Origin of the sequence: Bradyrhizobium sp. CCBAU 65884 (genome assembly GCF_028128835.1) — a bacterium.
GTDB lineage: Bacteria > Pseudomonadota > Alphaproteobacteria > Rhizobiales > Xanthobacteraceae > Bradyrhizobium > Bradyrhizobium ottawaense.
Genome location: NZ_LBJU01000121.1, coordinates 144919 through 168032, shown reverse-complemented (window position 1 = coordinate 168032; position 23114 = coordinate 144919). Strand labels below are relative to the sequence as shown.

Sequence of the window (23114 nt, the reverse complement as noted above, 5' to 3'; positions counted from 1 at the left end):
GCGTTGTGGCGTCGAGATGCAGCGACAGGTATGGGCCCCGGTACGCAAATCCGCGTGCTGGGGTGTTTTTTGCGTGAGGTGGGACGATGGGGGACGCGGTTGCGGAGTCAAAGGTCGATTTCGGTGCGCTTGCGGCCCTGCATAAATGGCCGTCGCTCGCAAACCAGCGCCGGCCGGACCGGGAATCATACCCGATAACGGAAGGCACTCTGGACGAGTGCATCTCGGCGTTCATGGGAAAGCCGGCCACGACCCGGCATCTCTATGAGATCCGGACAGCGGCGCAGCCGCCGCTCGTGACCGGCATCCTCTCGCCCGAACACGTCATCGAGCTCTCGCGCTGGAGAGAATTTCTCTGACGGCGCTTCACATGCAGGCGCGTAGGAACTTTCTGCCGGTTCTTCCCGTTAGGGGAGATCGGAAGTCAAGGCGTGAGTGCCTCACATGCTTGCAGCTGGCGTACTACCCCCGGTCGTGCCCTATGGCGCAGACAAGACCCTGTTCGTGGTGATCGACCGCCTCGACCAGGCGACTGAGATTCGCATCGAGCGGAGCGATCTCGAAGCCACGATCGGCGAGTTCGTCGCCGGCTGCTTCAACGACCCCATCAAGGTGATTTCGTTCAACACGCTCGAACATTGGATGAAGGACATCTCGACCGACGTCGCCGGCGCGATAAAGGCACGCTGCGACATCTATGGCATAGAGCTGCCCGACTATCTCAGCGACTTCGTCGAGAGCCATAGCTGACGACACATCCACCTCATCGATTGCCTCGGCTCGCAGGAACAAAAAAAGCGCCGCTTCCGCGGCGCTTTTCGTGTGCCAACATTTCAGTCGAGCATGATCTCTTCGGACAACCGCTTTGCGCGAACGCGGCCCTCCGGGTCCGGATCATGCTTTAGTGGTGCCAGAACAATGCCAGCAGCAGAACGATCGGCAGCGGCACGCCAAGCAACCAAAGCAAAGCACCTCGTCCAAAACCCATGATGTCCTCCTCTTCATCACTGTCATGACGCAGGAAAAAGGAAGAAGTTCCGCGCCTCGCAGCGAGGGCGAATGCGCTCAGAGCATGGATGCAGGAGTTAAGCGCGGCGGTGCTTGCCGGCGATGACCTCGATCTCGCGGCGGCGCTCGCCCGCGAAGGTCAGGAGCCTTTCGATCGTCAGCGTATCCGTGATCCGTTTGGCGAGCCTCTCGGCGCGCGCAGCCTGATCTTCGAGATACTGGATCGTGTTCAAGCGCCGCCTCCCCAGAAGACCCCGAACCCGGAGCCCCGACTTGTTGGACACCCATGGTGCGACAGAGCGGCTAACAGCCGGTTAAGTGCGGGAATCGATCTCGACGGACCGGGCCTCATTGCACGACGTCGAGCCGGACATTGGTGATGCCCCTGTCGACCATGCCGAGCGCCTCGGCCGCGGAAGGCGAGACGTCGACGACGCGTCCGCGGATGTAGGGACCGCGGTCGTTGACCCTGACGGTCACGAAGCGGCCGGAGGAAACGTCGGTGACGCGCAGCTTCGTGCCGAATGGCAGGGTCGGATGGGCCGCGGTCAATTCGTTCTTGTCGAACTTCTCGCCGCTCGCAGTCTCCGTATCCGAATAGAAGCTGGCAACGCCGTGCGAGGCCGCTTGCTTTGCATCGCCATTGGGAATGCGCACCCGGCTGACCGGCCTTGGATGCAGCGCCGCCACCCGGTGCGGCCGCTCGACCGCAGCCTGCCGGCCGGTGGCCGCGAGATCGGCCTTCTGGCGGCCGACCGGCGATTGCGCGCAGGCGGCGAGCGAGGCGGCCCCGACGATGGCCAGCAGCAGCCGGCTCGAGGTTGCCAGCGAAATCCGGGCAGTTTCGGCACGTGCAATGCGAGACATGATGCGCCCTCCGAACTGCCCGGAATTTCGGTGGGCAATGAGGGCAGAACCTTGTCGGAACAAAAGCGGGCGTGGGGCCGCCGCCGTTTCGCGTCAGCTGTGACGATTCGACCACAGTGACGCGTCCTGAATCGGGACAGCCCGCCGCTGGCGGGCCCTCAGGATGAGGACGGAGTGTGCGGCAGCAGTCTTGACGGGCACCGATGCCGCTTAGCCTCATCCTGATGAGGAGACCGCGAAGCGCGTCGTCTCGAAGGACGAGGCGCGCGCTCAGCTGGCGGAAATGCCATATGCGATTGCCCTGACGGTGGCCGGCTCCAGCTCAGGCCGGAGGCGGGATCGCGCGCAGGACGTCCCTGAATATACCGAACTGGAGTTGAAACGCTTTCGGGCTGTAGTCCTGATAGTAACCCGCAGTCACTGCGACGACGAGATCGAGCTCCGGCACGATGCGGATCGACTGCCCGCCGCGCCCCAGCGCGCCGACCCAGGCGACCTTCCGGTCATTGAGGCGCGCTTGGCCGCGCCACCACAGATATCCGTAGGATTGATCGTCCGTCGCCTTGATCTTCTCCGCCGTCGAAGCCTCGATCCATGCCTTGGAAACGATCTGGCGGTCGTTCCAGCGACCGCCCGCAAGCACGAGTTGGCCGATCTTGGCCATGTCGCGCGGCCGCAGGCGCAATCCTCCTCCGGCATCGGTATCCCCCCTGTACCGGCCCCACGCCGTGCCGGTGATACCCAGAGGTTCGAACAAATTCTCGCGCGCAAATTCGTCGAGGGGACGTCCAGTCGCCTTGCGGATGATGGCCGACACAAGCGTGAGCGCGCCGGTGTTGTAGAAGAACTCCTGCCCCGCCGCGGCGGTCACGGGAAGACCGAGAACGTAGCGACACGGATCCCATGCCATATGCATCCGCGTCTCGTCATTGTCGTCGTCTCCCGTCGCGGGTGTCGCCTCGACCCACTTCAGGCCCATCGACATGGTGAGCACATGCGCCAGCCGGATGCGGTCCTTTTCGGGAGAACGCAAGTCGGACAGCTCGGGGAAGAAGCTGAAGATCGGCTCGTCGACGCCGCGTATCAGCCCGCGATCGATCGCAATCCCGACGACGAGAGATGCAACGCTCTTCGAAACAGACTTCATGTTGTGCAACGTATCGGCATCGAAGGCGATGGTTTCGACCCGGCGGCCGTAGATGTAGCCGGGTATCTCGTCGGCGCCCTTGAAGTAACGTTCGAACGCCAGCTTGCCGTCGCGGGCGACCAGAACTGCATGAATTTTGGCATCGCTTGATGCGAGCCGATCCCCCATCCTGCACAGCGCGTCGCGGTTGACGAGCCCATCGTCGTTGACGGAGCCGGCAGGCCAGCCATCATCTCGCGCAAGCGGAACACCGCAGCCGCCAGATGGCTCCGCAGATACTGGCGGAGCGGAGAGCGGCGCCAACGCGGCTGCCCCGAGAAGTGAAATGAACCGGCGGCGTCTCATCCAGGCTTCTCCTCATGTCCTTTGCGAGGCGGGGCAAATATCGACACGAGTCTCGCCGGACTCTGCCCCCTCCTCGAGAAGACGCGCGAACTCACGCCAATAGAGCCGTCGCCAAGTCGTCTTCAAGCTGGCGAGAAAATCGAGCTCTCGTTGCGTCAGCGTGCACATCGCGCTTCAGGCCACAAGGCCCCCCATCGGCTTGATGTCTGCGCTGCCGGGAAAGACCGTTTCCGCCAGCACTGTCTCCTCGACGCGCAAATGATCCCTCAGCAGGCCCTTGAGCACGGCGCGCAGATCGGTGGTCGGCTTGAGATCGCGATCCTCGAACAATTGCGCCGGCTTCAGCCCCGGCCAGTCCGCGATCACGCGGCCGCCGGCGAGCCCGCCGCCGATCAGGAAGGCGACCGTGCCGGTGCCGTGATCGGTGCCCTGCGTGCCGTTGATGCGGGCGGTGCGGCCGAACTCGGTGACGACGGCCACCACCGTCTCCTTCCAGGCTTCGCCCATGTTGCTCTCGATCGCGGCGAAGGCGCCGTCGAGCGCACCGAGCAGATTGTAGAGCTGGCCCGAGGCCGCGCCTTCCGCGATATGCGTATCCCAGCCGACGAAGCCCATGGCGCCGACGCGGGGGCCGTCGGGCTTGGCGAGATAGCGCGCGGCCGTGCCGGCGGCGTCGGAGAAGTAGGCGCGCACGCGTGCGATGCCCGGCGGCGCCAGGGTTGGATCGTCAGACATCGCCTCGCCCGTGCCCGGCGCCCCGCTGAGCGAAGCGAGCTTGATGCGCGCCTGCAGCACGGTCGCGAGCTTCGGGTCGGTGTGCTGGTAGAGATCGAGCAGGCGGCTCTGCGTGTCCTCGCTCGCCGGCAAGAGCCTTTGCGGCACCCACGTCATCACAGGCGCGGAGCCGCGCACCACCAGCGGCGTCACCGAGCCGATCCCGAGCGCGCGGCTGCCGCGCGAATCGACGCGGCCGCCCGATTCCAGCGCGAGCAGCGCGCGGTTGAGCCATCCCGAGCTGGTCATACCGGGCTTGACAAGCCCGCTCTCCAGCACGTCCTGGCCGTCGAAATGCGAGCGCTCGCGATAGGGCGTGGCCGTGGCATGGACGATCGCCGCCTTGCCGCTCCTGTAGAGGCGGTGCAAATTCGGCATCGCCGGATTGAGCGCGAAGAAGGCATCGAGCGGCAGCGCCGGCGGCTTGCCGTCCAGCAGCAGCGCGCGATCGCCGCGCAAGGAGATCCAGTCGGGATCGCCGACCGGCGCGACGGCGCCGAGGCCGTCGAGCGCGCCGCGCAGCACGATGACGAGCAGGCGCGGATCGCGGCCTTCGGCGCGCGCGATCCTGGGCATCTGGCTCCATGCGAACAGCGCACCGGAGCCGACCAGAAGCTCGCGCCGCGTGGGCAGATGATTGACGCCCATGCTCACCTCCTCTGAAAATCCGCCGACATGAACAGCAGCGCCAGCGCCTGCTGCCGGCTCTCGGCGCGGCCGACCGCCTGCTTCACCTCGGCCGCGATCTCGGATGCAAAGACGTCCTCGACGATGGCTTGCGGATCGGCCCTGCCGGATATGCGCTCGGCAAAATTGTTGGCGACGTCGAGGCGACGGCCGACGCCGTCGATCCAGCTCGCTTCGTCATCCGGATATCCCTTGGGCGCGGACGGACGCCATAGCGGCTCGCCGAGCAGCTGCTGGCCGCCGGTGTAGAGGACGGGATCGACCTGCGTGATGCCGGTCGCACGCACCATGCCGACGACCCATTCGCTCGGACGCTTGAGCTTTGCCGGCGGCGCGCGCCACGCCTCGTCGGACGACACCATCGCGATCGCGATCTGCCTGAGATCGCCATCGGTCTCACGAAAACTCTTCGTCATCTGCTCGACCAGCGCCGGCGGCGGCGCGTCGGCGACGAAATGGCGCGCGAGCTTGGTCGCGACATGGGTCGCGGTCGCCGGATGCGCGGCGAGATCGCGCAGCACGGCACGGCCCTGCTCGACATCCTCCTGCTCGTAGCGCTTGCCGAGCATGGTCTGTCCGCCGGGCTCGTGCAGCCGCGGATTGAAGGTGAACTCGCCGCCATGCTGGGGATCGGCGCCGGGCGGCACCAGCGTCCAGCCGGTCATCACGTTGGCGAAGCTGATGACGTCGTCCTGGGTGTAGCCGGTGCGCACGCCGAGCGTATGCAGCTCCATGATCTCGCGCGCGATGTTCTCGTTGAGGCCGCGGTTGCGATTGATGCCGGCCGTCGAGTTGGCGCCCATCGATTCCAGATTGTCGAGATAGAACAGCATGGCCGGATGGCCTTCGACGGCCAGCAGGAGATCGACGAAGCGGCCGAGCGCGTTGGCGCGAACCGCCTCGCGCTCATAGGCACCGGACATGCTCTGAATCTTGTTGGCCGAGATGCAGAAATGGTTGGACCAGAACCACACCAGCCGCTCGGCAAAACCGATATCGGCCGCGAGCGCGGCTTCCGTGCGGAGCTTGGCTTCCTGCAGGTAGATCGGACGCCCTGGATCGGGAATGGCGTCGGCCGCCTGCTTCGCCGCCATCTCGGCCGCATCCTTTTCCTGGGCATAGCCCTGTGCCTGCCCCTCGGGCCGCGCCTCGGCCTGATCGCCCGAGCCAGCCGACGCCATCTGCTGCTTCTTGGCCTGCTGCTGCGCCTGCTTGGCCCGCGCGGCTCGCCGCGCATTGGCATCGGCCACGGTGCGATAGGCTTTCGCACTGGGGGGCAGAGCGCTCGCCGCGGTGAGCGCGAGCGGGCGGTCGAGCTCGGCGATCAGCGCGCCGCGCGGGTCGCTCCCGACGGCGGCGATCGATCCCGGCCGCGGCCCCATCCCGAAACGATGCAGAGCCAGCACGACTTCGGCCCTTGCGGAATTGCTCATGGCGAATGTTCCGGCTCTAAGCTACGATTTGTAATGCTACTGAGCGTAGCATTCAAGGCACTGGCCCACAAGCGGAGATTGCAGCACCTCCGTCACGACATCGGGAGCCGCCGGCGTCCCTAGAAATTCGGCCCGAGCGCAATCTTCGTGATGGTGTCGTTCCTGACGCCGATGCGCCATTCCGCCGAACCGTTGGCGAACTGGGCGATGTAGATGTCGCTGTCGAGCGCGGTGACGCCGCGGAAGGACACCGCGCGCAGCGCGCCGAGCCGCGCCAGGATCGCCTGGTCGAACGGCAATTGCTGGCGCGTGATGTCGGCCACTTCCGACGTCATGTGCGCGTAGTCCGGCTGCCCCCTGCCGACGCCCTCGATATAACGGCGCAGCATCTCCTCGCCATTGGCGATCGGAACGGCGCGGCGGGCGGCGCGCCCCGGACGCACGCCGAGGTTTGAAGCTTCGACATTGTGGAAGCGGGTCTGCCGGCCCGGCATCAGGATCTCCAGACACCGTCCCGACTTGTCGGCAATCATCCAGGGATTGTTCACGGTGGTGGTGGTGAACCAGGTCATGTTGGGCCTGACGATCTGCGCCTTGCGATTGCCGTCCGCATCGAGATTGAAGACCTGGATGTCGTCGGCCAACTCGTTATAGAGCATGATCCTGATCGGCGAGGTTCCGGCGCGGCCGCGGACGCTCGCCTCCTCCGCGCAAGACACCATGCCGCCGATCTCGTCATTGCCGTCGGCGCGGAAGAACACGTCGCCGGCCTTGCCGTCCGGCTCGATCATCAGGCGAAATTCCGCGCTGCCGTTCGCGAACTTCACACCATAGATGTCATAGCCGCCGGGCCCGACGCCGCGGAAGAAGATCGATTCCACCGCGCCGAGCGCCACGAAAGTCGTTTGCATTTCGGCGAGATAGCGATGGACCTTGGCCGCGAGCGACGCGCTCATGCGATCATAGTCCGGCGTGCCGCGGCGAAGATCCTCGATGCCGGCCAAGACCATCTCCTTACTGCCGGCCGCCGGCACCTGCTCCCTGAATCTGTCGGAGACCTTCGCGAGGCGGCGCGCGAAATCCGCCTCGACCGCCTGGGCCACCGCCGGGTCGACGCGGGCTCCCAGGCGGGCACCGAAGATGGCGCTCTGCACCAGCAGGCGCGACACTTTCGCCTGCTCGTCGCGCAGGAAGATCACGAGATGATCGCCGCGGAAGGAGAAGGCGTCGGTGCCCTCGGGGAGCACCTGCGTTGCGTCCTGGCCGGTCTCCCGCAATGAGAGACGGTCGCCGTCGCGGCGCACGGTGAGCACGCGGTTTGGCGCAATCCTGTACCAACCGACATACGGATCGAGCGATACCGGCTCGGCTACCGCCGCCGGCATCTCGGCGACACGAACCGCACGAATGTCGCGGCCGTTCATGCGCAGCGTCAGCTCGGACGAGTGGCGCTCCGCATCGAGCGCGAAGGTGATCTCGCCGGACGAGGCCGCGTAGGTGGCCGTGCCGTCATTGCCGACCGTCAGGCGCAGCCTGCGCTGGCCGGTGAGCTGGCCATAGACCTCGTCGCCCTCGCGGAAGATGGCGAACACCGAGGCCGGACCCATGGCGTAGAAATTGACGAACGGGCGGTAATGCTGGGCAGGCACCTCGCCGGCATCCGCCGCCAGAGGCACCGCGTCCGGCGTGCGATAGGCAATCATGCCGGCGGACACGATCACCACGGGGACGATCGCAGCCGCGATCCACAGCCGCTTTCGCCAGCTGACCGCGACGGGCATGGCGGCAGCCGCGATGATGCGCTCGACACGGGCGCGCACGGTCGAGGCCCGCGCCATCGCTAGCTCGACCGGCCGCGGCTTCACGGTGCTGGCAAAATCGAGCAGGATTTCCGCATAGGACAGCCGATCGTCGATCACCTCGATCGCCTCGGCGTCGCTGATGATCTCGGCGAGCTCCGCAAGGCGCGCGAGCTGCCACCACGAGAACGGGCTGAACCAGAACACCGCGCGGTTGAGCGATGCCAGCAGGAGGACGTAGAAATCGCGATTGGCGACATGCGCGCCTTCATGCGCGAGCACCGCGAGGCGCTTCTTCGCGTCCCAGCCGGCGAATTGCGGCGGCACCAGAATGGTCGAGCCGAAGGTGACGGGGCCGCCGACATCGCGGCTGACGCGCACGTCGACGGCGATCATCTGCAGGCTCTTGATCGGCTTCGCCGCGCGCGCCAGACGCCAGGTCAGGCAGAGCCCGGTCGCGAGCCGCAGCAGCAACAGGCCGGCGACGCCGGCATAGATGATGGTGGCAACGAGCCACCAATTGATCGAAAGCCCGCTTCTGGCTTGCGGCGCGATAGCACTGCCGGGCGCGACTGGCAGCGCGGGCTGCGGCGTCTCCAGCATCGAGATGTCGGCCGGCAGAAAATCATCCGGCACGACGACCGGCAAAGGCAGACGGGTGATCGTGAGCGTCGGCCAGTGCATCACGAAGGGCATCGCCAGCGACGCCAGCAACACGACGACCCACGCCGTCATGTGAACGTGCGGGTTGCGCACGCGAAACAGATTGAGACCGAACCAGACGACGCCTCCCAGGACAAGGGAGCGCAGTGCCGCCTCCGCCAGAGTTGCGATCATTCTTTCTTCACTCCCCTCGCCTTCTTCGCCTTGGCCACCTGGTCGGCCAGCGTGCGCAATTGCTGCTGGTCGAGCATCTTGTTGTCCACCATGCCGACGAGGACCTCTTCCATCGAGCCGTTGCAGAACCAGTCGACGATGCGCTGCACCGCCTTGGCCGCAACCCGCGAGCGCTCTTCGGCCGCGTGGTAGACATAGGTGCGTCCGTCCACGGTGTGGTTAGCATAGCCCTTTTCTTCGAGCCGACGCAGCACCGTGCGCACCGTCGATTCCTTCAGACGCCGCGACAACCGCTCGCGCACGATTTCGGCCGTGACAGGACCATGGGCCCAAACCAATTGCATGACCTCGTGCTCGAGGTCGCCCAGTTCGGGCAAACGATCGTCCATGGCGGCTTACCTTGCGGATTGAGTTTTCTTGTAACGCTACAGATTGTCGCATATGCGGCCGCGCGAGGCAACGGCGATTCCACCTGTGATGGTGGCGCCGGGCTGACCTAATAGCCGCTTGAATTCAGAAGGTCGTCATGCCCGGGCTTGTCCCGCCTGCGCGGCCGAAGCCGCTTCGGCGAGGAGAAGGCCCGGGCATCCACGTTCTTCGTGCCACGGAGCACGGCGTGGATGGCCGGGACATAGGCAAGCGGAAGCGACGCCGTCCTTCGGACGGCTATGCCCGGCCATGACGGTGTGGAGGCACTCAGTAATGCGGCTCGTACATCTGTGACTGCACCAGAGCCTTGACGTCGTTGGGCGCGGGTCCGTCGGCGAGCCCGCGTTGATAGGCGACGTCGGCAACGGCCGCGGCGATGCGGACCGAGACTTCGCGGATGCGCGGCAGGGCCGGATAGAGGCTGCCCTGCGCGAGATCCTCCTTGCCGACGCAATTAGCGAGCGTATGGGCCGCCGCCATGAACATCTCGTCGGTCACCAGCTTCGAGCCGCTGGCGATGACGCCGAGGCCGACGCCGGGGAAGATGTAGGAGTTGTTGCCCTGGCGCGGCACGAAGCTGCGGCCGTTGAGCGTCACCGGCTCATACGGGCTGCCGCAGGCGAACAGCGCGCGCCCCTTGGTGTAGCGATAGGCATCCTCCGCCGAGCATTCGGCCTTCGAGGTCGGGTTGGAGAGCGCGAACACGATCGGCTGTTCGTTGAGCTCGGCCATCGTCTCGAGCACCTCGGGCGTGAAGGCGCCGCCGACCGCGGCAACCCCGATGATCGCCGTCGGCTTCAGCGTCTTGATCGCGGTGAGGAAGTCGCTGATCGGCGCCTGCTCGGCATGCGCGTAGCGCAGCTTGTGGCCGGAGAGGCCTTCGCGGCCGCCGACGACGAGGCCGCGGGAATCCACCAGCCAGTTGCGCCGCAGAGCTTCGGCTTCCGAAGCACCCTCCGCCATCATGGCAGAGACCACGAGATCGGCGATGCCGGTCGCCGCTTCGCCTGCCCCTAAGAACAGGATCTTCTGATCCTTCAGCTTGCCGCCATTCACGCGGAGCGCCGAGAACAGGCCGGCGAGCGCCACCGCCGCGGTGCCCTGGATGTCGTCGTTGAAAACGCAGGCTTCATCCCGATATTTGTGCAGCAGCTTGAACGCCGAATGATTGGCGAAATCCTCGAACTGGATCAGCACGCCCGGGAAGGTCTTTCGCGCGGCTTGCATGAACTCGTCGACGAAGCTGTCATAGGCCTCGCCCGTCAGCCGCTGCTCGCGCAGGCCGAGATAATAGGGATCGTTCAAAAGCTCTTCGTTGTTGGTGCCGACGTCGAGCACAACAGGCAGGCACGCTTCCGGATGCACGCCGGCGCAGGCCGAATAGAGCGAGAGCTTGCCGACAGGAATACCCATGCCGTTGGCGCCGAGATCGCCAAGCCCCAAAATGCGCTCGCCGTCGGTGACGACGATCAGCTTGGCCGAATAGGGCCAGTTCTTCAGAATCTCGGCGATCTGCCCGCGATCGCGCGAGGAGATGAACATGCCGCGCGGCCGCTGGAAGATCAGGCCGAATTTCTGGCAGGCAAGCCCGACCGTCGGCGTGTAGATGATCGGCTGGATCTCGTCGATGTTGTCGACGACGACGCGGAAGAACAGCGCCTCGTTGCGGTCATGCAGCGCGTTCAGCGCGACGTATTTCTCCAGATCGGTCGGCAGCGTGCGCAGATTGGTGAGGACGCGCTGAGCCTGCGTCTCCATCGTCAGCACGCAAGGCGGCAACAGGCCGCGCAGGCCCAGGGCCTCGCGCTCGGCTTCCGTGAAGGCGGTGCCCTTGTTGAGCAAGGGATCGCGCAGCAATGTCATGCCTTGCGGCGTCGATTGGGCAACGACCCGGGCAGGTCTATTCACGAATTCCCCCAAAAAGCTTCACATTGAACCGCGGACATTGTCGGCCAGCGCTCCATCGAGATCAAGGACGTAGCGACGGAGGCATCGATTGTGATCTCGCACCGCAGCGAGACTCTCGATAACGACGGGCAGTTGCACGCGGGAAAAGGTTAACGCCGCGGCTATTCCGGCCTGATATCGGCAGCCTTCACGATCGGCACCATTTCTCGGTCTCGGCCTTCTGGAACGCCGCAAGCGCTGCGGGCGTCTGCTGCGCCGGTAGCGGAATCTCCTGCCCCAGTTCGGCAAAGCGCTGCTTGACGGCGGGCTCGGCGAGCACGGCGACGATCGCCGCGTTGAGTTTCGTGACGATGTCCTTCGGCGTGGCCTTCGGTGCCCAGATGCCGTGCCAGTAGGAGATGTAGAGACCCGGCAGGCCCGCTTCGTCGACGGTCGGCACATCGGGCGCAGATGCGAGCCGCGTCGGCGAGGTCACAGCGAAGGCCTTGATCGCACCGCTCTTGACGTGCGGCAGCGAGTTCGAGGCCTGGTCGAACATGATGTCGATCTGGCCGGCCACGAGATCGATCATCGCAGGTCCTGCGCCGCGATAGGGCACGAACTGGAAGTCGGTGCCGGTCTTGTCCTTGAAGAAGACGCCGGCGACATGCGCGCCCGTGCCGGCCCCGGCCGTCCCGGCGGTGGCCTTGCCGGGGTTGGCCTTCAGCCAGGCGATCATCTCTTTCAGGTTGTTCGCCTCGAGTGACTTCCTGCCGACGATGAGCTGCGTTCCCATCGCAATCATCGCGACCGGCTCGAAATCGACGACCACGTCATAGGGCAGCTTGAAGATCGCCCCGTTCAGCACATGGGTGCCCCAATGGCCGATGGTGATGGTGGTGCCATCCGGGGCCGCACGCGCCACGCGCGCACCGGCGATGCTGCCGGAAGCGCCGGCCACGTTCTCGACCACGACCGTGGTGCGTAGCTCGGCGGCGATCCGCTCGGACAGGATCCGCGCCAGCGTGTCGGTCGGACCGCCCGCGGCGAACGGTACGATGAGGGTGATAGGGCGTGAGGGAAACGGCTGGGCATGGCCCGGTGCAATCCACGTCCCGCATCCGACCACGGCGCACAAGACGATCACGTGACCGCGCAAGGCGGCCCATAGCCCTCGTAGCATTCCACCCACCCATTTTCATCGCCCGCATGTCGGCAGCGGGCTGGAGGCCGAGTGAACGCTGCCGGGTGCGCGGAGGCAAGCCGGAAATTTCGACCGAGCGACTATCCGGCCGCCCGCCGCGGCGTCAGATTGGCCGCGCCATCCAGCGGCGGCACGACGTGCATCAAGATGGTCTGGGTGGCGGATGCGACGTCGATGCCGTTCTGCTGGAAGCGCAGCTTCATGCGGCGGTTGAATTCGCGCTGGACCGGCCAGCGCCCGGCCTCGGTGCAGCGGATCTGGCCGACGATCGACACCATCGCGCCGTCGACCTTGTCGATGCCCCACAGATCGAGGTCGCCGCGGATCAGCGGGCGGAATTCCGGTTCGCGGCGCATCTCGTCGACAATGTCCTTGAGGATCTGGCCGGCGCGGTCGGTGTCTTCCTTGTAGGCGACGTTGACGCTGACCGAGGCGTTGCCGGCGCCGCGGCTGGCATTGGTGATGGTCGTGACCGCGCTGAACGGCACGATGTGCACGGCGCCGTCGCCGGCGCGCAGACGGATGGTGCGGATCGAGACGTTCTCGACCACGCCAGACAGCCCCGACACGCTGACATTGTCGCCGACCTGGACCGTGTTCTCCAGCAGCAGGAACAGCCCGGTGATGAGGTCCTGCACCAGCTTCTGCGAGCCGAAGCCGATGGCGATGCCGACGATGCCGGCGCCCGCCAAAAGCGGCGCGACGTTGACGCCGATCTCGCTCAGCGCGGTGAGGCCGACGACGGTGGCGATCAGGCACAGCAGCGCGGTGCGCAGCATCGGCTGGAAGGTGCGCAACCGCGCGGCACGGGCGTAATGCCCGTCCCGCGACAGCGTGTTGATCTGGCGGTCTAAGAGCGCGTTGCTGGCTTCCCAGGTCGCCGCCGCGATCAGGACGGCGACGCCGATCGTCACCACGGCCGAGATCAGCCGGCTGCCGATCTGGCCGCCATAGAACCAGACGATGGCGTCCACACCCCAGACCTCGAGCACGGCCACGAAGCCGATGAAGACGATCACGCTGGAGACGATCCGGCGCAGCAGCGGCAGATAGCGGTTGGCGCGGATCTCGAGGCCCGGAAAGCGCTGCAGGATCTCCGGCCTGATGCGGAAGCCGCGGTCGATCAGGCTCAGCGTCAGCATGATGGCGACGCGCGTGATCACCGCGACCACGATGGTGCCGACGAAATATTGCAGCAGCAGCGAATAGCCGTTGCGGATGTTGAGCGCCCACACCGCCCACAGCGCAAGATCCAGTGCGATGGCGAGATAATGCCAGCCGCCGGCGATGCGGTCGCGCAGGCGGGCCGCGATGCCCTGCCGCTCGGCCGGCGCACGGATGGCCTCGGCGACCTGCCGGCGGCATTGCAGGATGATGACGACGATGAAGAGGTGAACGACCAGCATCACCATGCGGAGCAGCGCGGCATAACCGGCACGATGCAGACCGAGCAGCAGCGCCACATTGGCAAAGGCGATGCCGGAGACGCCGACGCCGACGATGCGGCGCGCCCAGATCTCGATATAGGCCGCGGTCTCGGCGCGCACCGGAAACAGGCCGAACGGCCCCGCCAGCGCCCGAACCAGGCAGATGAGCCCGCGCGAGAATGCGTAGGCGTTGACGACGGCGAGGATCACGAGGCGAACCGTCGTGGGCTCGCCGATCTCGGTGCCGAGCAGCGCCGTGGCAACGCCCACAAAGAGGACCACGGGAAGCAGTTCAAGGACGAAGCGCCCCAGCACGAAAGGCAGTCGCAGCATGACCTGCCAGACCCGCGCCAGGCTGTGGCGACGCTTGTGCAGCTCCGGTTCGGCGATGACATCCGTCACCGATGACGGCGGATCGGCGATGGGCAGCGCTTGCGCCGGCAGGCGCGCGGTCTGGGGCACGCGTCCCTCCAGGAACGCAACCGGACGGCGGATCAGGCGGAAGATCACCCATTCGGCCGCGAGCGCGCAACCGAGCACCAGCGCGAGCTTCCAGGCGATCTCGATCAGGAGATTATAGGCCGCCGGATCGTTCGCGGTCCGCACGATCCAGTAGTAGAAGGCCGGGAAATGCGTGAGCGTCCGCGCCACGCTGGCGATCTCGCTGGAGATTTCGCCGATCTCCTCCGACACCGAGAGCAGCAGCTGCGCCCCGAGGCCGTCGGCCGAGAGCGGGATCGGCGACTTCTGCTCCGGCGCGGGCGGCGCAGGCTGCTGCTGACCGGACGCACTCGCGATCGCGCGCAGCGTATCGATCATCTGCGCGCGCTTCTTGTCGTCCTGGAGCGTCTCCAGCGCGCGCCTTGCTTCGTCGGGCGACAGTGCGGCAGCGTTATTCGTCGCCGGCCGAGGCGTTTCGGCGCGGACACCGGAGAGAGAGAAGATCGCGAGGAAGAGAGCGGCGAGGACCGCCGGGGCAAGCTTATGCGACACGAGGATTCCCTGGAAAAAATGAATGAGCCGGCGGCGTCGGGACCGTCACCGCCGAAGCACATGCGTCATGTCGGATCGCAGCTATTCGCCCGGGGCCTGTGTCGGAAGTAGGCCTTTGAGGCGACATTCTCTTGGCATTTGCCGCAATGCGAAGATCGGGAACCGCAACATCGGCGCAGGTCAGTTGCCTGGCAATTGCGCTGCGGCCATCCTTCGAGGCGCGCGCTCGGGCCAGCCGACCTGCCAAGCAACACCCTCCGTCATTCCGGGAGGCGGCCCGGAATGACGGCAAGGAGGAAGGTGGAGGAGAAAGGCAGGATGTCAAAACCACCTGTCGCGGCCGGCCTCGTCACGGCCATCCGGACACGATCGATGTGATGCAAAATACAGCGCCGGGAAGGTAGGGGCTATGCCTCACTGATGCAGCCCGCTAAACCTTGACCCGGCGTGCCGTTCGCGGTTTTCCGCCGCTATGCGATAGTCCGAACGAGCTCCATCGCACTTAACGCGGCTGGATTTGCGGAGGTGGAGTCATAGACCTCCCCTTGCTCATGAGGTGGACGTTGCGCGTCGCTTGTTGCGACCATCGGCATGCTCCTCCTGTGCCACAACACTGTCAAGCGGGATCAATGATGTGAGGGATCACATTTGAATGTGCCGGTTCCCCTGGATAGGCGTGGTGACATCATGCCCCCGTTCTGCCCGCCGCGTGAATGTGATTTCGCAAAATCAGCATTCATATGACACCCGCCGGCAAGCCATTGATTCCGCTGCGCCCGGCTACTGTGCATGGGGTCGTTTTCGTAGTTTTTGTCTGCGGCCTAGAGAAACATGTCGGCCAGGTCCACCGTCGAGGCCATCCCGACCCGGTCGAAGTTGCGCGCCAGCCAGCTTCGCGCCGCCGAACGGCCCTCGTCGCGCAGGCGGCACAACAGGCTCCATTCGGGATGGAATTGCGTGGCCGTGCCGAGCTGCGACATCAGCTGGTCGTTGCCGATCCAGTGCATGTACATGCGGCTGTGCTTGCCGCTGTCGAGCTCGCCATCATCGATCAGCCGTGTGGCGAAGGCGATCGCGCGCATCTCGCGCATCAGGGACGAATTGAAGCTGATCTCGTTGATGCGATGGAGGACGTCGGCCGCGCTCGTCGGCAGCTCGTCGCGCCGGATCGCCGTGACCTGCACGACGATGACGTCGTGGCTGCCCTTGCGGTAGATCAGCGGAAAGATCGCGGGATTGCCGAGGTAGCCGCCGTCCCAATAATGCTCGCCGTCGATCTCGACGGCCTGGAAATAGGGCGGCAGGCAGGCCGAGGCCAGTACGGTCTCCGCGGTGAGATGCGGGCTCTGAAATACCTTGATCTTGCCGGTGCGGACGTTGGTCGCGTTGAGGAACAGTTGCGGCGCCTCGGGCGAGGAATTGAGCCGGTCGAAATCGACGACGCGCTGCAAGAGCGACCGGAGCGGATTGAAATGAAAGGGATTGAGCAGACCCGGCGGCAGCGTGTGCGTCAACGTGTGGATGACGGCGTGAACCGGATGATATTCCGGCGGCAGCTTCAGGGCCTGGATCCACTGGTTCAGCGGCGACATCAAATCGTACGCCATGTCCATGCGAGACACTTCGTACCAGAATGCGTGCAGGCTCTCCCGCGCGGCCTCCCCACCCCCGTGCGCCATGCCGGAAGCCATCGCCACCGCATTCATGGCACCGGCACTGGTCGCGCTGACCGCCTCGATCGCGAGCCTGCCGTCTTCGAGCACCTGGTCGAGCACGCCCCAGACGAAGGCGCCGTGCGCGCCGCCGCCCTGGAGCGCGAAATTGACGGTCTTGCGGTCGGCGGTCCGATTGGCTGTCACTTTGCTTTCTTCTTGCCTCCCGTCCCCTCTTTCTCCAAGGCCTTGCGCACTTGCTCGAACTCGGTCACCGAGGCCTTGTCGGCGCGGGGGAAACGCAGGTCGAGCTTTTCGAGCGCGGCATTGATCACCGAGCCGATCACGACGCGCGCGAACCATTTGTGGTCCGCGGGCACGACGTACCACGGCGCATGAGGCGTCGAGGTGTGCCGGACGATGTCCTGATAGACCGCCTGGTAGCGCGGCCACAGCGCGCGCTCCTTGATGTCGTCCATGGAGAACTTCCACTGCTTGGCCGGATCCTCCAGCCGATCGAGGAAGCGCTCGCGCTGCTCGTCCTTGGACACGTTGAGGAAGAACTTCAGCACCACGGTGCCGTTACGGCAGAGGTAGCGCTCGAACGCCGAGATGTCCTCGAACCGCTCCTTCCAGATGTTCTTGGTGACGAGCTTTTGCGGCAGCTTCTCCTTGGCGAGGATCTCCGGGTGCACGCGCGTCACCAGGCATTCCTCGTAATGGGAGCGGTTGAAGATGCCGATATGGCCACGCTCGGGCAGCGCGATCGCGTGGCGCCAGAGGAAATCGTGGTCGAGCTCCTTGCTGCTCGGCGCCTTGAAGGCATGGACCTCGCATCCCTGCGGATTGATGCCCTCGAAGATCGCCTTGATGGCGCTGTCCTTGCCGCCGGCATCCATGGCCTGGAACACGATCAGCAGCGACCAGCGGTCCTGGGCATAGAGCTTCTCCTGAAACCCGATCAGCCGCTTCTTGTTGGCGTCGAGAATCGCCAGCGCCTTCTCCTTGTCGAGATCGCCTTTCTCGTCGGTCTTGTGCGCCTTGAGATGAAACTTGCCCGAGCCGTCGTAGCGGAACGGCGTGATGTAGCGGTCAAGTTCCTGGGCGAGCGATTTGGACGGCTTCTTGCTCATGAGCGCGGGGCACCTTGCGTTGCGGCTTCAATCGGTCGAGCACGCTACCAAGGATGCCCTTGGGAAGGAATATGATGAAAAGGACCAGCAGCACGCCATAGACGAGGTTGTCCCAGCCGACCGCCTTGGTGCCGAAGCCGATGCGAAGGGTTTCCGCCAGCAGGATGGTGATCACGGCGCCGAAGGTCGGGCCGAGCGAGACGAACAGGCCGCCGACGATGGCTGCGAACACCATCTGGAGCGATACCGCGATGCCGCTGACGGTGTCGGGCGTGATGAACATCTGGTACTGGCAGTAGATCGCGCCCGCAAGCGCCGTCATCAGGGCACTGAGCAGCGTGATCTTCAGCTTCTCCGCGGTGACGTCGACGCCGGCGGCGGCCGCTGCGTCCTCGTCCTCCGAGATCGCCTCCAGCGCGTAGCGGCTCATGCTGCGGTCGACCCAGTGCCAGACCACGATGCCGAACAGCCAGACCCCGAGCGCAATCAGATACCAGGTGATCTTGTCGTCGAACTGCAGTGCCAGCAGCTTGTTGCCCGAGGTTCGATTCGGCGTGTATCCGAGCGAGCCGCCGGTGTAGTCGCGCGTCGCCGTGATGACCTGGAGCACGATGCCTGACAGCGCCAGCGTCACCAGAACGAAATAGTGTCCGGTGATGCGGAAGCGGAAGCAGGGGTAGCCGACGATCAGCGCCAGTGCGCCGGCCGCGACCATGCTGACGGGAATGCCGATCCAGGGCGACACGCCGAGGTGGTTCCAGAGCAGCGCGGTGACATAGGCGCCGATCCCCATGAAGCCGCCATGGCCGAGCGAGACGAGGCCGAACCGCCCCATCATCGACCACGACGTATAGGCGAACGACCAGATCAGGATCAGCACCAGGATGTGCAGATGATAGGGATCGCGATAGACGAAGGGCAGCGCGACCAGCGCCGCCAGCCCAATCCCCCATGCTGCAAGCCGCCGTTGCTCGATCATCCCTTGCCCCATCATCGGCGCCTCGCGAGCAGGCCCGCGGGCCGGATGAACATCATGACGATGAAGAAGGCGAAGGCGAGCACATAGCCCCATTCCAGATCGGAGAACAGGCCGCCGAGCGAGATGATCTCGGCGAACACGAAGGCTGCGATGAAGCCGCCGATGAAATTGCCGAGTCCACCGAGCACGCAGATCAGAAAGGTGATCGGCCCGAAGGAGAGGCCGACGAAGGGATGCACGTCATATTGCAGCACCAGGAGGCAGGCGGCGAGCCCGGCCAACCCGCCGCCGATTGCAGAGGTGATGAGATAGATCCGCTTGGTGTCGACGCCCATCAGCGCCATGATCTGCCGGTCCTGGGAGATGGCGCGGATCGCGGTGCCGGTGAAGGTGCGGGTCATGAACAGATAGACCGCGACCATGCCGACCAGCGCCGCCAAAAATGACAGGAGTCGCGCGTAACTAAAGTTCATGTCGCCGAGGGCGAGCACCGGCAGGCGGATGCCGAGATTGCGGAAGTCGATGCCGAAGGCGACCGTGGCAAAGCTCTGCAGCACGAACAGCACGCCGCCGGTGGCAAGCAGCTGGTTGATCGGCGGCGCGGTCAGCAGAGGCGCGATCACGAGGTAATGCAGCGCCGCGCCGAGGATCGCGACCAGCAGGATGGTGAAGGGGGCGGCGACGAAATAGCTGACGCCGTAATACTGCACCATGAAATACATGGCGTACATGCCGATCATCACCAGCTCGGCATAGCAGATCCAGGTCACGTCGATGACGCCGAAGATCAGGTTCAGCCCGAGCGCGAGCAGCGCCAGCACGCCGCCGAGCAGGATGCCGTTGATCACGGCCTCCAGCAGGTAGATGTCGAAGATGTCCAAGAATGCCTGCATGCCCCCTCACACCCCGAGATACGCTTCCTTGACCGTGTCGCTCGCCAGCATCTCGGCGGACGTGCCGGATGCCCGGATGGTGCCCGCCTCGATCAGATAGGCGCGATCGACCACTTTCAGCACCTGCTGCACGTTCTGCTCCACGATCAGCACGGTCAGCCCGCTGGCGCGGATCCGCTTCACCAGCTCGAACACCTGCTGCACCACGACCGGCGCCAACCCCGCCGAGGGCTCGTCGAGCAGCAGCAGCTTTGGATTGGACATCAGCGCGCGGCCGATCGCGCACATCTGCTGCTCGCCGCCGGACATGGTGCCCGCCATCTGGTGGCGCCGTTCCTTCAGGCGCGGAAACAGGCCGAACACCACTTCGAGCCGATCGGCATAGTGGCTGCGCGCCTCCTTCATGAAGGCCCCCATCTTGAGATTGTCGTCGACCGAGAGCTGCGGAAACAGTCGCCGGTTCTCCGGCACATGCGCAATGCCGAGGCTGACGATCTTGTGCGGCGGCGTTGCCACGACGTCGGTCCCCTCCATCCGGATCGACCCGCGCGAGGGCCGGATCAGGCCGGAGATGACACGCATCAGGGTGGTCTTGCCGGCGCCATTGGGGCCGATGACGCCGACGGCTTCGCCGGCCTTCACGTCGAGATTGACATCGAACAGCGCCTGGAACGTGCCATAGCCGGCATTGACGGCGCGGAGCTCCAGCATGTCTAGCCTCCCGCGCGGCGGCGCGCTTCGGCGGCCGCGGCCTGCGTGGTCTCGGCATCGGTGCCGAGATAGACCTCGATCACGCGCGGATCGCCCGCGACCGCGCTCGGCAAGCCTTCCGAGATCTTCTCGCCGTGATCGAGCACCATGACGCGATCGACGACGCGCATCAGCACGCCCATGATGTGCTCGACCCAGATGATGGTGATGCCGAGCTCGTCGCGGATGTTGCGCAACATGTCGGCGGCCTGATCCATCTCGGTTTCGTCGAGACCGCCGAGGCTCTCGTCGGCCAGCAGCAGCTTCGGCGCCGTGGCGAGCGCTTTCGCAAGCTCGAGCTTCTTCAACCCCGCTGCGCCGAGACCGTCGACGCTGGCATGGCGATCGGTCGGCAGGCCGACCATCGCGAGTGACCGTTCGGCCGCTTCCTCGGCCTTGACGCGGCTGTGGCGGCCCTGGCCGTAAAAGCCGGCGAGCGCGACGTTCTCGAAGATGGTCAGGCGGCGGAACGGCCGCGGAATCTGGAAGGTGCGGCCGACGCCGCTGTTGATGATCCGGTGCGGGGCGAGGCCCGCGATCTCGGAGCCGCCGAACACGATCGAGCCCGATGTCGGCGCCAGCGTGCCGGAGAGCATGTTGAAGATCGTGCTCTTGCCCGAACCGTTGGGGCCGATCAGCCCGAGGATCTCGCCCTGATCAACCCGAAACGACACGTTGTTGACGGCGGTGAAGCCGCCGAACCGCTTCACCAGCCCACTGACCTCCAGCACCAGAGCACTCCGCCGCTATTGGTTGCTGTAGGTGGTGCCTTTCGGCAGCGGCAGCACGGCTTCGCGCTGCGCCTGGCTCTTCGGCCACACCACGGAGGATTTGTCGTCGATGTACTGGATCACGACGGGGAACGAGCGCTCGTTCTGCCCGGCCATGGGGCTGCCCTCGCCGTAGAACTTCACGCCGAAGCCGAGCATGGTGCCGCCTTCGGGGATGTCGGTGTCGAGCGCCGCCTTGCGCAGCGCCTCGGGATCGACGCCGCCGTACTTCTTGATCGCGCGCGGCAGCACGTCGGCCATGAACACGTAAGTATTGGACGCGCCGATGCCGACATGGGCGGAACGGATGGCAACGCCCGGCCTGATCTTGTCGAACTCCTCGCCGACCATCTTGATCACGGGCGGAAGCTTCGGATCCATGGACTTCTGGTTGGCGAGCCAGATCGAGATCGGGTCGGTGTTGAAGATGTAGGTGGCATCCGCCCCCATGCCTTCCTTCAACTTCTCATAGACGCCGTAACCCGCGCCATGCCCCATCAGCGCGCCGAACTTCAGGCCCTGCTCGCGGGCCTGGCGGAGCAGCAGCGTGATGTCAGGGTTGTAGCCGGTGTGGAAAATCACGTCGGGCTTGGCGCGCTTCAGCTTGGTCACCAGCGCGGAGAGATCGGGCGCGGTCGCCGAATAGCCCTCCTTCATCACGACGTTGAAGCCGGCTTTCTTCGCGCCTGCTTCGTTGCCCTTCGAGACGTCGACGCCATAGGCGCCGTCCTCGTGGATGATGGCGACGCGCAGGTCCTTTGGCTCCTTGTCGAACTTCGCCTTGGCGTTCTGCGCGATGAAGTCCATCGTCATCATGCCGAACTGGTCGCCGCTGGCCTGCGGGCGGAAAACGTATTTGTAGCCCTTCTCGTTGAACACGGCGGACGAGATGCAGGTCGTCATCCACATGAACTTCTTGAGCTGCTCGACGCGAGCGGCCACCGGCACGCACTGCGCCGAGGAGAAGAAGCCGAGCACCATGTCGACCTTCTCCTGCTCGAGCAGGCGGACGGATTCGTTGATGGCGATGTCGGGCTTGCTCTGCGCATCGGCATAGACCGCCTCGATCTTGTAGCCTTCGACGCCCGTCCTGGCGAAATGGTCGAGGATGATCTTTGCGCCGATATAGCCGAGTTCGGAACCGCCGCCGGCCAGAGGTCCGGTCAAATCAAAAACGACGCCGATCTTGATCTTCTTGTCCTGAGCCTGGGCGGCCACCGCCAGGCTCGTCGCGGATATCGCGATCACCAGCCCACGTACCAATCGGGCAGCCATGCGCAGGCGCATCAAAACCTCCCTGGACGATTGTGCAATGCATTCGTCTTGCTTTTGGTTGCCCCCATCACATGGGCAGAGCGCAGGGATGTCAAGCCTCGCGCATCAGCGCGAGGCGAACTGCTGCTCGATAAAGGCCGTGACAAATCGCGGCATGGTCGGCGTGAGATCACCCATCCCGCGCACGAGATGAATGGCCGACAATTCAGGCTCGTCCTCACGGGCGAGATTGGCTTCGATCCGGGCGCGAGCCTCGTCGCCGGGCATATCGAGGTTGAGCACCTGCATCATCGCAATCGCGGGGCCGCTGACGACGCAATACCAGTCCGGCTCGGCCTCATAGTCCGCCGCCGTCAAGCCGGTCTCTTCCTGAATTTCGCGCACGACGCTGCCGGGAATGTCCAGCGTCCCATCCCTGACATCGTCGAGATCGGGCGTGCCCGACGGGAAATAGATGCGGCCCGCGTTCGCGGTGTGCTGCGCCATCTCGCCCATCACGAAGGCGCCGTCGGACGTGCGCAGCGCGCCCATGCCAAAACCGTTGAACACGGGCGCGCCGGGAAAGCCCCAGTCGCGCCAGGCGAGGAAGCTTGCGAAATCGGTCTCGAAATAGGTCGAGGCGAAATGGCCGCCCGTGAACACGGGATCGCACCCGAGCAGGACGCGGCCGTTCCAGATCTTCGGCCGTTCGCGCTGCTTCTCGGCGAAATGCGCTGCGATCTCGTCGCGACGCTCCTCGGCGAACGGCCAGACGATCGGCCGCACGGCAAGAGCAAGCGTCGTGACGCGATGAATGATCGGTGACGTCATGAGGGGGCGACTATC

19 protein-coding genes and 1 pseudogene are annotated in these 23114 nt (G+C 65.1%); 2 read left to right on the top strand and 18 right to left on the bottom strand.

Going from position 1 to position 23114, the window contains the following annotated elements:
* Positions 1 to 86: 86 nt before the first annotated feature.
* Together XI03_RS22705 and XI03_RS22700 are read left to right on the top strand one after the other, a co-directional pair.
* Positions 87 to 359, top strand: coding sequence for a hypothetical protein (locus XI03_RS22705; protein ID WP_028145416.1), 273 nt, complete (start codon positions 87 to 89; stop codon positions 357 to 359).
* Between the two features lie 85 nt (positions 360 to 444).
* Positions 445 to 750, top strand: a complete 306-nt coding sequence (locus XI03_RS22700) for a hypothetical protein (protein WP_028145417.1) — start codon at positions 445 to 447, stop codon at positions 748 to 750.
* Positions 751 to 1085: 335 nt separating this feature from the next.
* Here XI03_RS22700 and XI03_RS22695 read toward each other — a convergent pair whose 3' ends face one another.
* The 18 genes and pseudogenes from XI03_RS22695 to XI03_RS22610 all read right to left on the bottom strand — a co-directional run bounded on the left by XI03_RS22695 (position 1086) and on the right by XI03_RS22610 (position 23099).
* Entirely contained in the window at positions 1086 to 1241 is a 156-nt protein-coding gene (locus XI03_RS22695; RefSeq protein ID WP_018319756.1) for a hypothetical protein, read from the bottom strand.
* A gap of 115 nt (positions 1242 to 1356) precedes the next feature.
* Positions 1357 to 1875, bottom strand: a complete 519-nt coding sequence (locus XI03_RS22690) for a septal ring lytic transglycosylase RlpA family protein (protein ID WP_271593393.1) — start codon at positions 1873 to 1875, stop codon at positions 1357 to 1359.
* Positions 1876 to 2197: 322 nt separating this feature from the next.
* Positions 2198 to 3367 carry a serine hydrolase domain-containing protein gene (locus tag XI03_RS22685; RefSeq protein ID WP_271593392.1) on the bottom strand — a complete coding sequence of 390 codons (1170 nt, stop codon included), beginning with the start codon at positions 3365 to 3367 and terminating at the stop codon, positions 2198 to 2200.
* 174 nt (positions 3368 to 3541) lie between these two features.
* Positions 3542 to 4789 (bottom strand): DUF1501 domain-containing protein, encoded by a 1248-nt coding sequence (locus tag XI03_RS22680; RefSeq protein ID WP_271593391.1) that lies wholly within the window; start codon positions 4787 to 4789, stop codon positions 3542 to 3544.
* Positions 4790 to 4791: 2 nt separating this feature from the next.
* Positions 4792 to 6261, bottom strand: a complete 1470-nt coding sequence (locus tag XI03_RS22675; RefSeq protein ID WP_271593390.1) for a DUF1800 domain-containing protein — start codon at positions 6259 to 6261, stop codon at positions 4792 to 4794.
* A 119-nt stretch (positions 6262 to 6380) separates the two neighbouring features.
* Positions 6381 to 8897: a M56 family metallopeptidase gene (locus XI03_RS22670; RefSeq protein ID WP_271593389.1), complete on the bottom strand. Its 2517-nt coding sequence runs from the start codon at positions 8895 to 8897 to the stop codon at positions 6381 to 6383.
* Positions 8894 to 9286, bottom strand: a complete 393-nt coding sequence (locus tag XI03_RS22665; protein WP_028145423.1) for a BlaI/MecI/CopY family transcriptional regulator — start codon at positions 9284 to 9286, stop codon at positions 8894 to 8896. Before XI03_RS22665 ends, XI03_RS22670 begins: the two co-directional genes overlap by 4 nt.
* 307 nt (positions 9287 to 9593) lie before the next feature.
* Entirely contained in the window at positions 9594 to 11234 is a 1641-nt protein-coding gene (locus tag XI03_RS22660) for an NAD-dependent malic enzyme (RefSeq protein ID WP_442869735.1), read from the bottom strand.
* 161 nt (positions 11235 to 11395) lie between these two features.
* Positions 11396 to 12396 (bottom strand): annotated as a pseudogene (locus tag XI03_RS22655) (Bug family tripartite tricarboxylate transporter substrate binding protein).
* Between the two features lie 101 nt (positions 12397 to 12497).
* The gene (locus XI03_RS22650; protein WP_271593388.1) at positions 12498 to 14837 is read right to left on the bottom strand and encodes a mechanosensitive ion channel domain-containing protein; all 2340 of its coding nucleotides are present in this window, start codon (positions 14835 to 14837) and stop codon (positions 12498 to 12500) included.
* 821 nt (positions 14838 to 15658) lie between these two features.
* Positions 15659 to 16696 carry a patatin-like phospholipase family protein gene (locus tag XI03_RS22645; RefSeq protein WP_271593387.1) on the bottom strand — a complete coding sequence of 346 codons (1038 nt, stop codon included), beginning with the start codon at positions 16694 to 16696 and terminating at the stop codon, positions 15659 to 15661.
* On the bottom strand, positions 16693 to 17622 hold the full coding sequence (locus tag XI03_RS22640) for a polyphosphate kinase 2 family protein (RefSeq protein WP_028145428.1): 930 nt from the start codon (positions 17620 to 17622) through the stop codon (positions 16693 to 16695). The genes XI03_RS22645 and XI03_RS22640 overlap by 4 nt, the downstream gene beginning before the upstream one ends.
* Positions 17582 to 18601, bottom strand: coding sequence for a branched-chain amino acid ABC transporter permease (locus XI03_RS22635; RefSeq protein WP_370093429.1), 1020 nt, complete (start codon positions 18599 to 18601; stop codon positions 17582 to 17584). The genes XI03_RS22640 and XI03_RS22635 overlap by 41 nt, the downstream gene beginning before the upstream one ends.
* 11 nt (positions 18602 to 18612) lie before the next feature.
* Entirely contained in the window at positions 18613 to 19494 is an 882-nt protein-coding gene (locus XI03_RS22630) for a branched-chain amino acid ABC transporter permease (RefSeq protein WP_028145430.1), read from the bottom strand.
* Between the two features lie 6 nt (positions 19495 to 19500).
* Complete coding sequence (locus XI03_RS22625; RefSeq protein WP_038971199.1) at positions 19501 to 20205, bottom strand: ABC transporter ATP-binding protein; 705 nt, start codon at positions 20203 to 20205, stop codon at positions 19501 to 19503.
* A 2-nt stretch (positions 20206 to 20207) separates the two neighbouring features.
* Positions 20208 to 20975: an ABC transporter ATP-binding protein gene (locus tag XI03_RS22620; protein ID WP_028145432.1), complete on the bottom strand. Its 768-nt coding sequence runs from the start codon at positions 20973 to 20975 to the stop codon at positions 20208 to 20210.
* A gap of 15 nt (positions 20976 to 20990) precedes the next feature.
* Entirely contained in the window at positions 20991 to 22301 is a 1311-nt protein-coding gene (locus XI03_RS22615) for an ABC transporter substrate-binding protein (protein ID WP_271593386.1), read from the bottom strand.
* Between the two features lie 93 nt (positions 22302 to 22394).
* Positions 22395 to 23099 carry an NUDIX hydrolase gene (locus XI03_RS22610; RefSeq protein WP_271593385.1) on the bottom strand — a complete coding sequence of 235 codons (705 nt, stop codon included), beginning with the start codon at positions 23097 to 23099 and terminating at the stop codon, positions 22395 to 22397.
* Between the last annotated feature and the right edge of the window lie 15 nt (positions 23100 to 23114).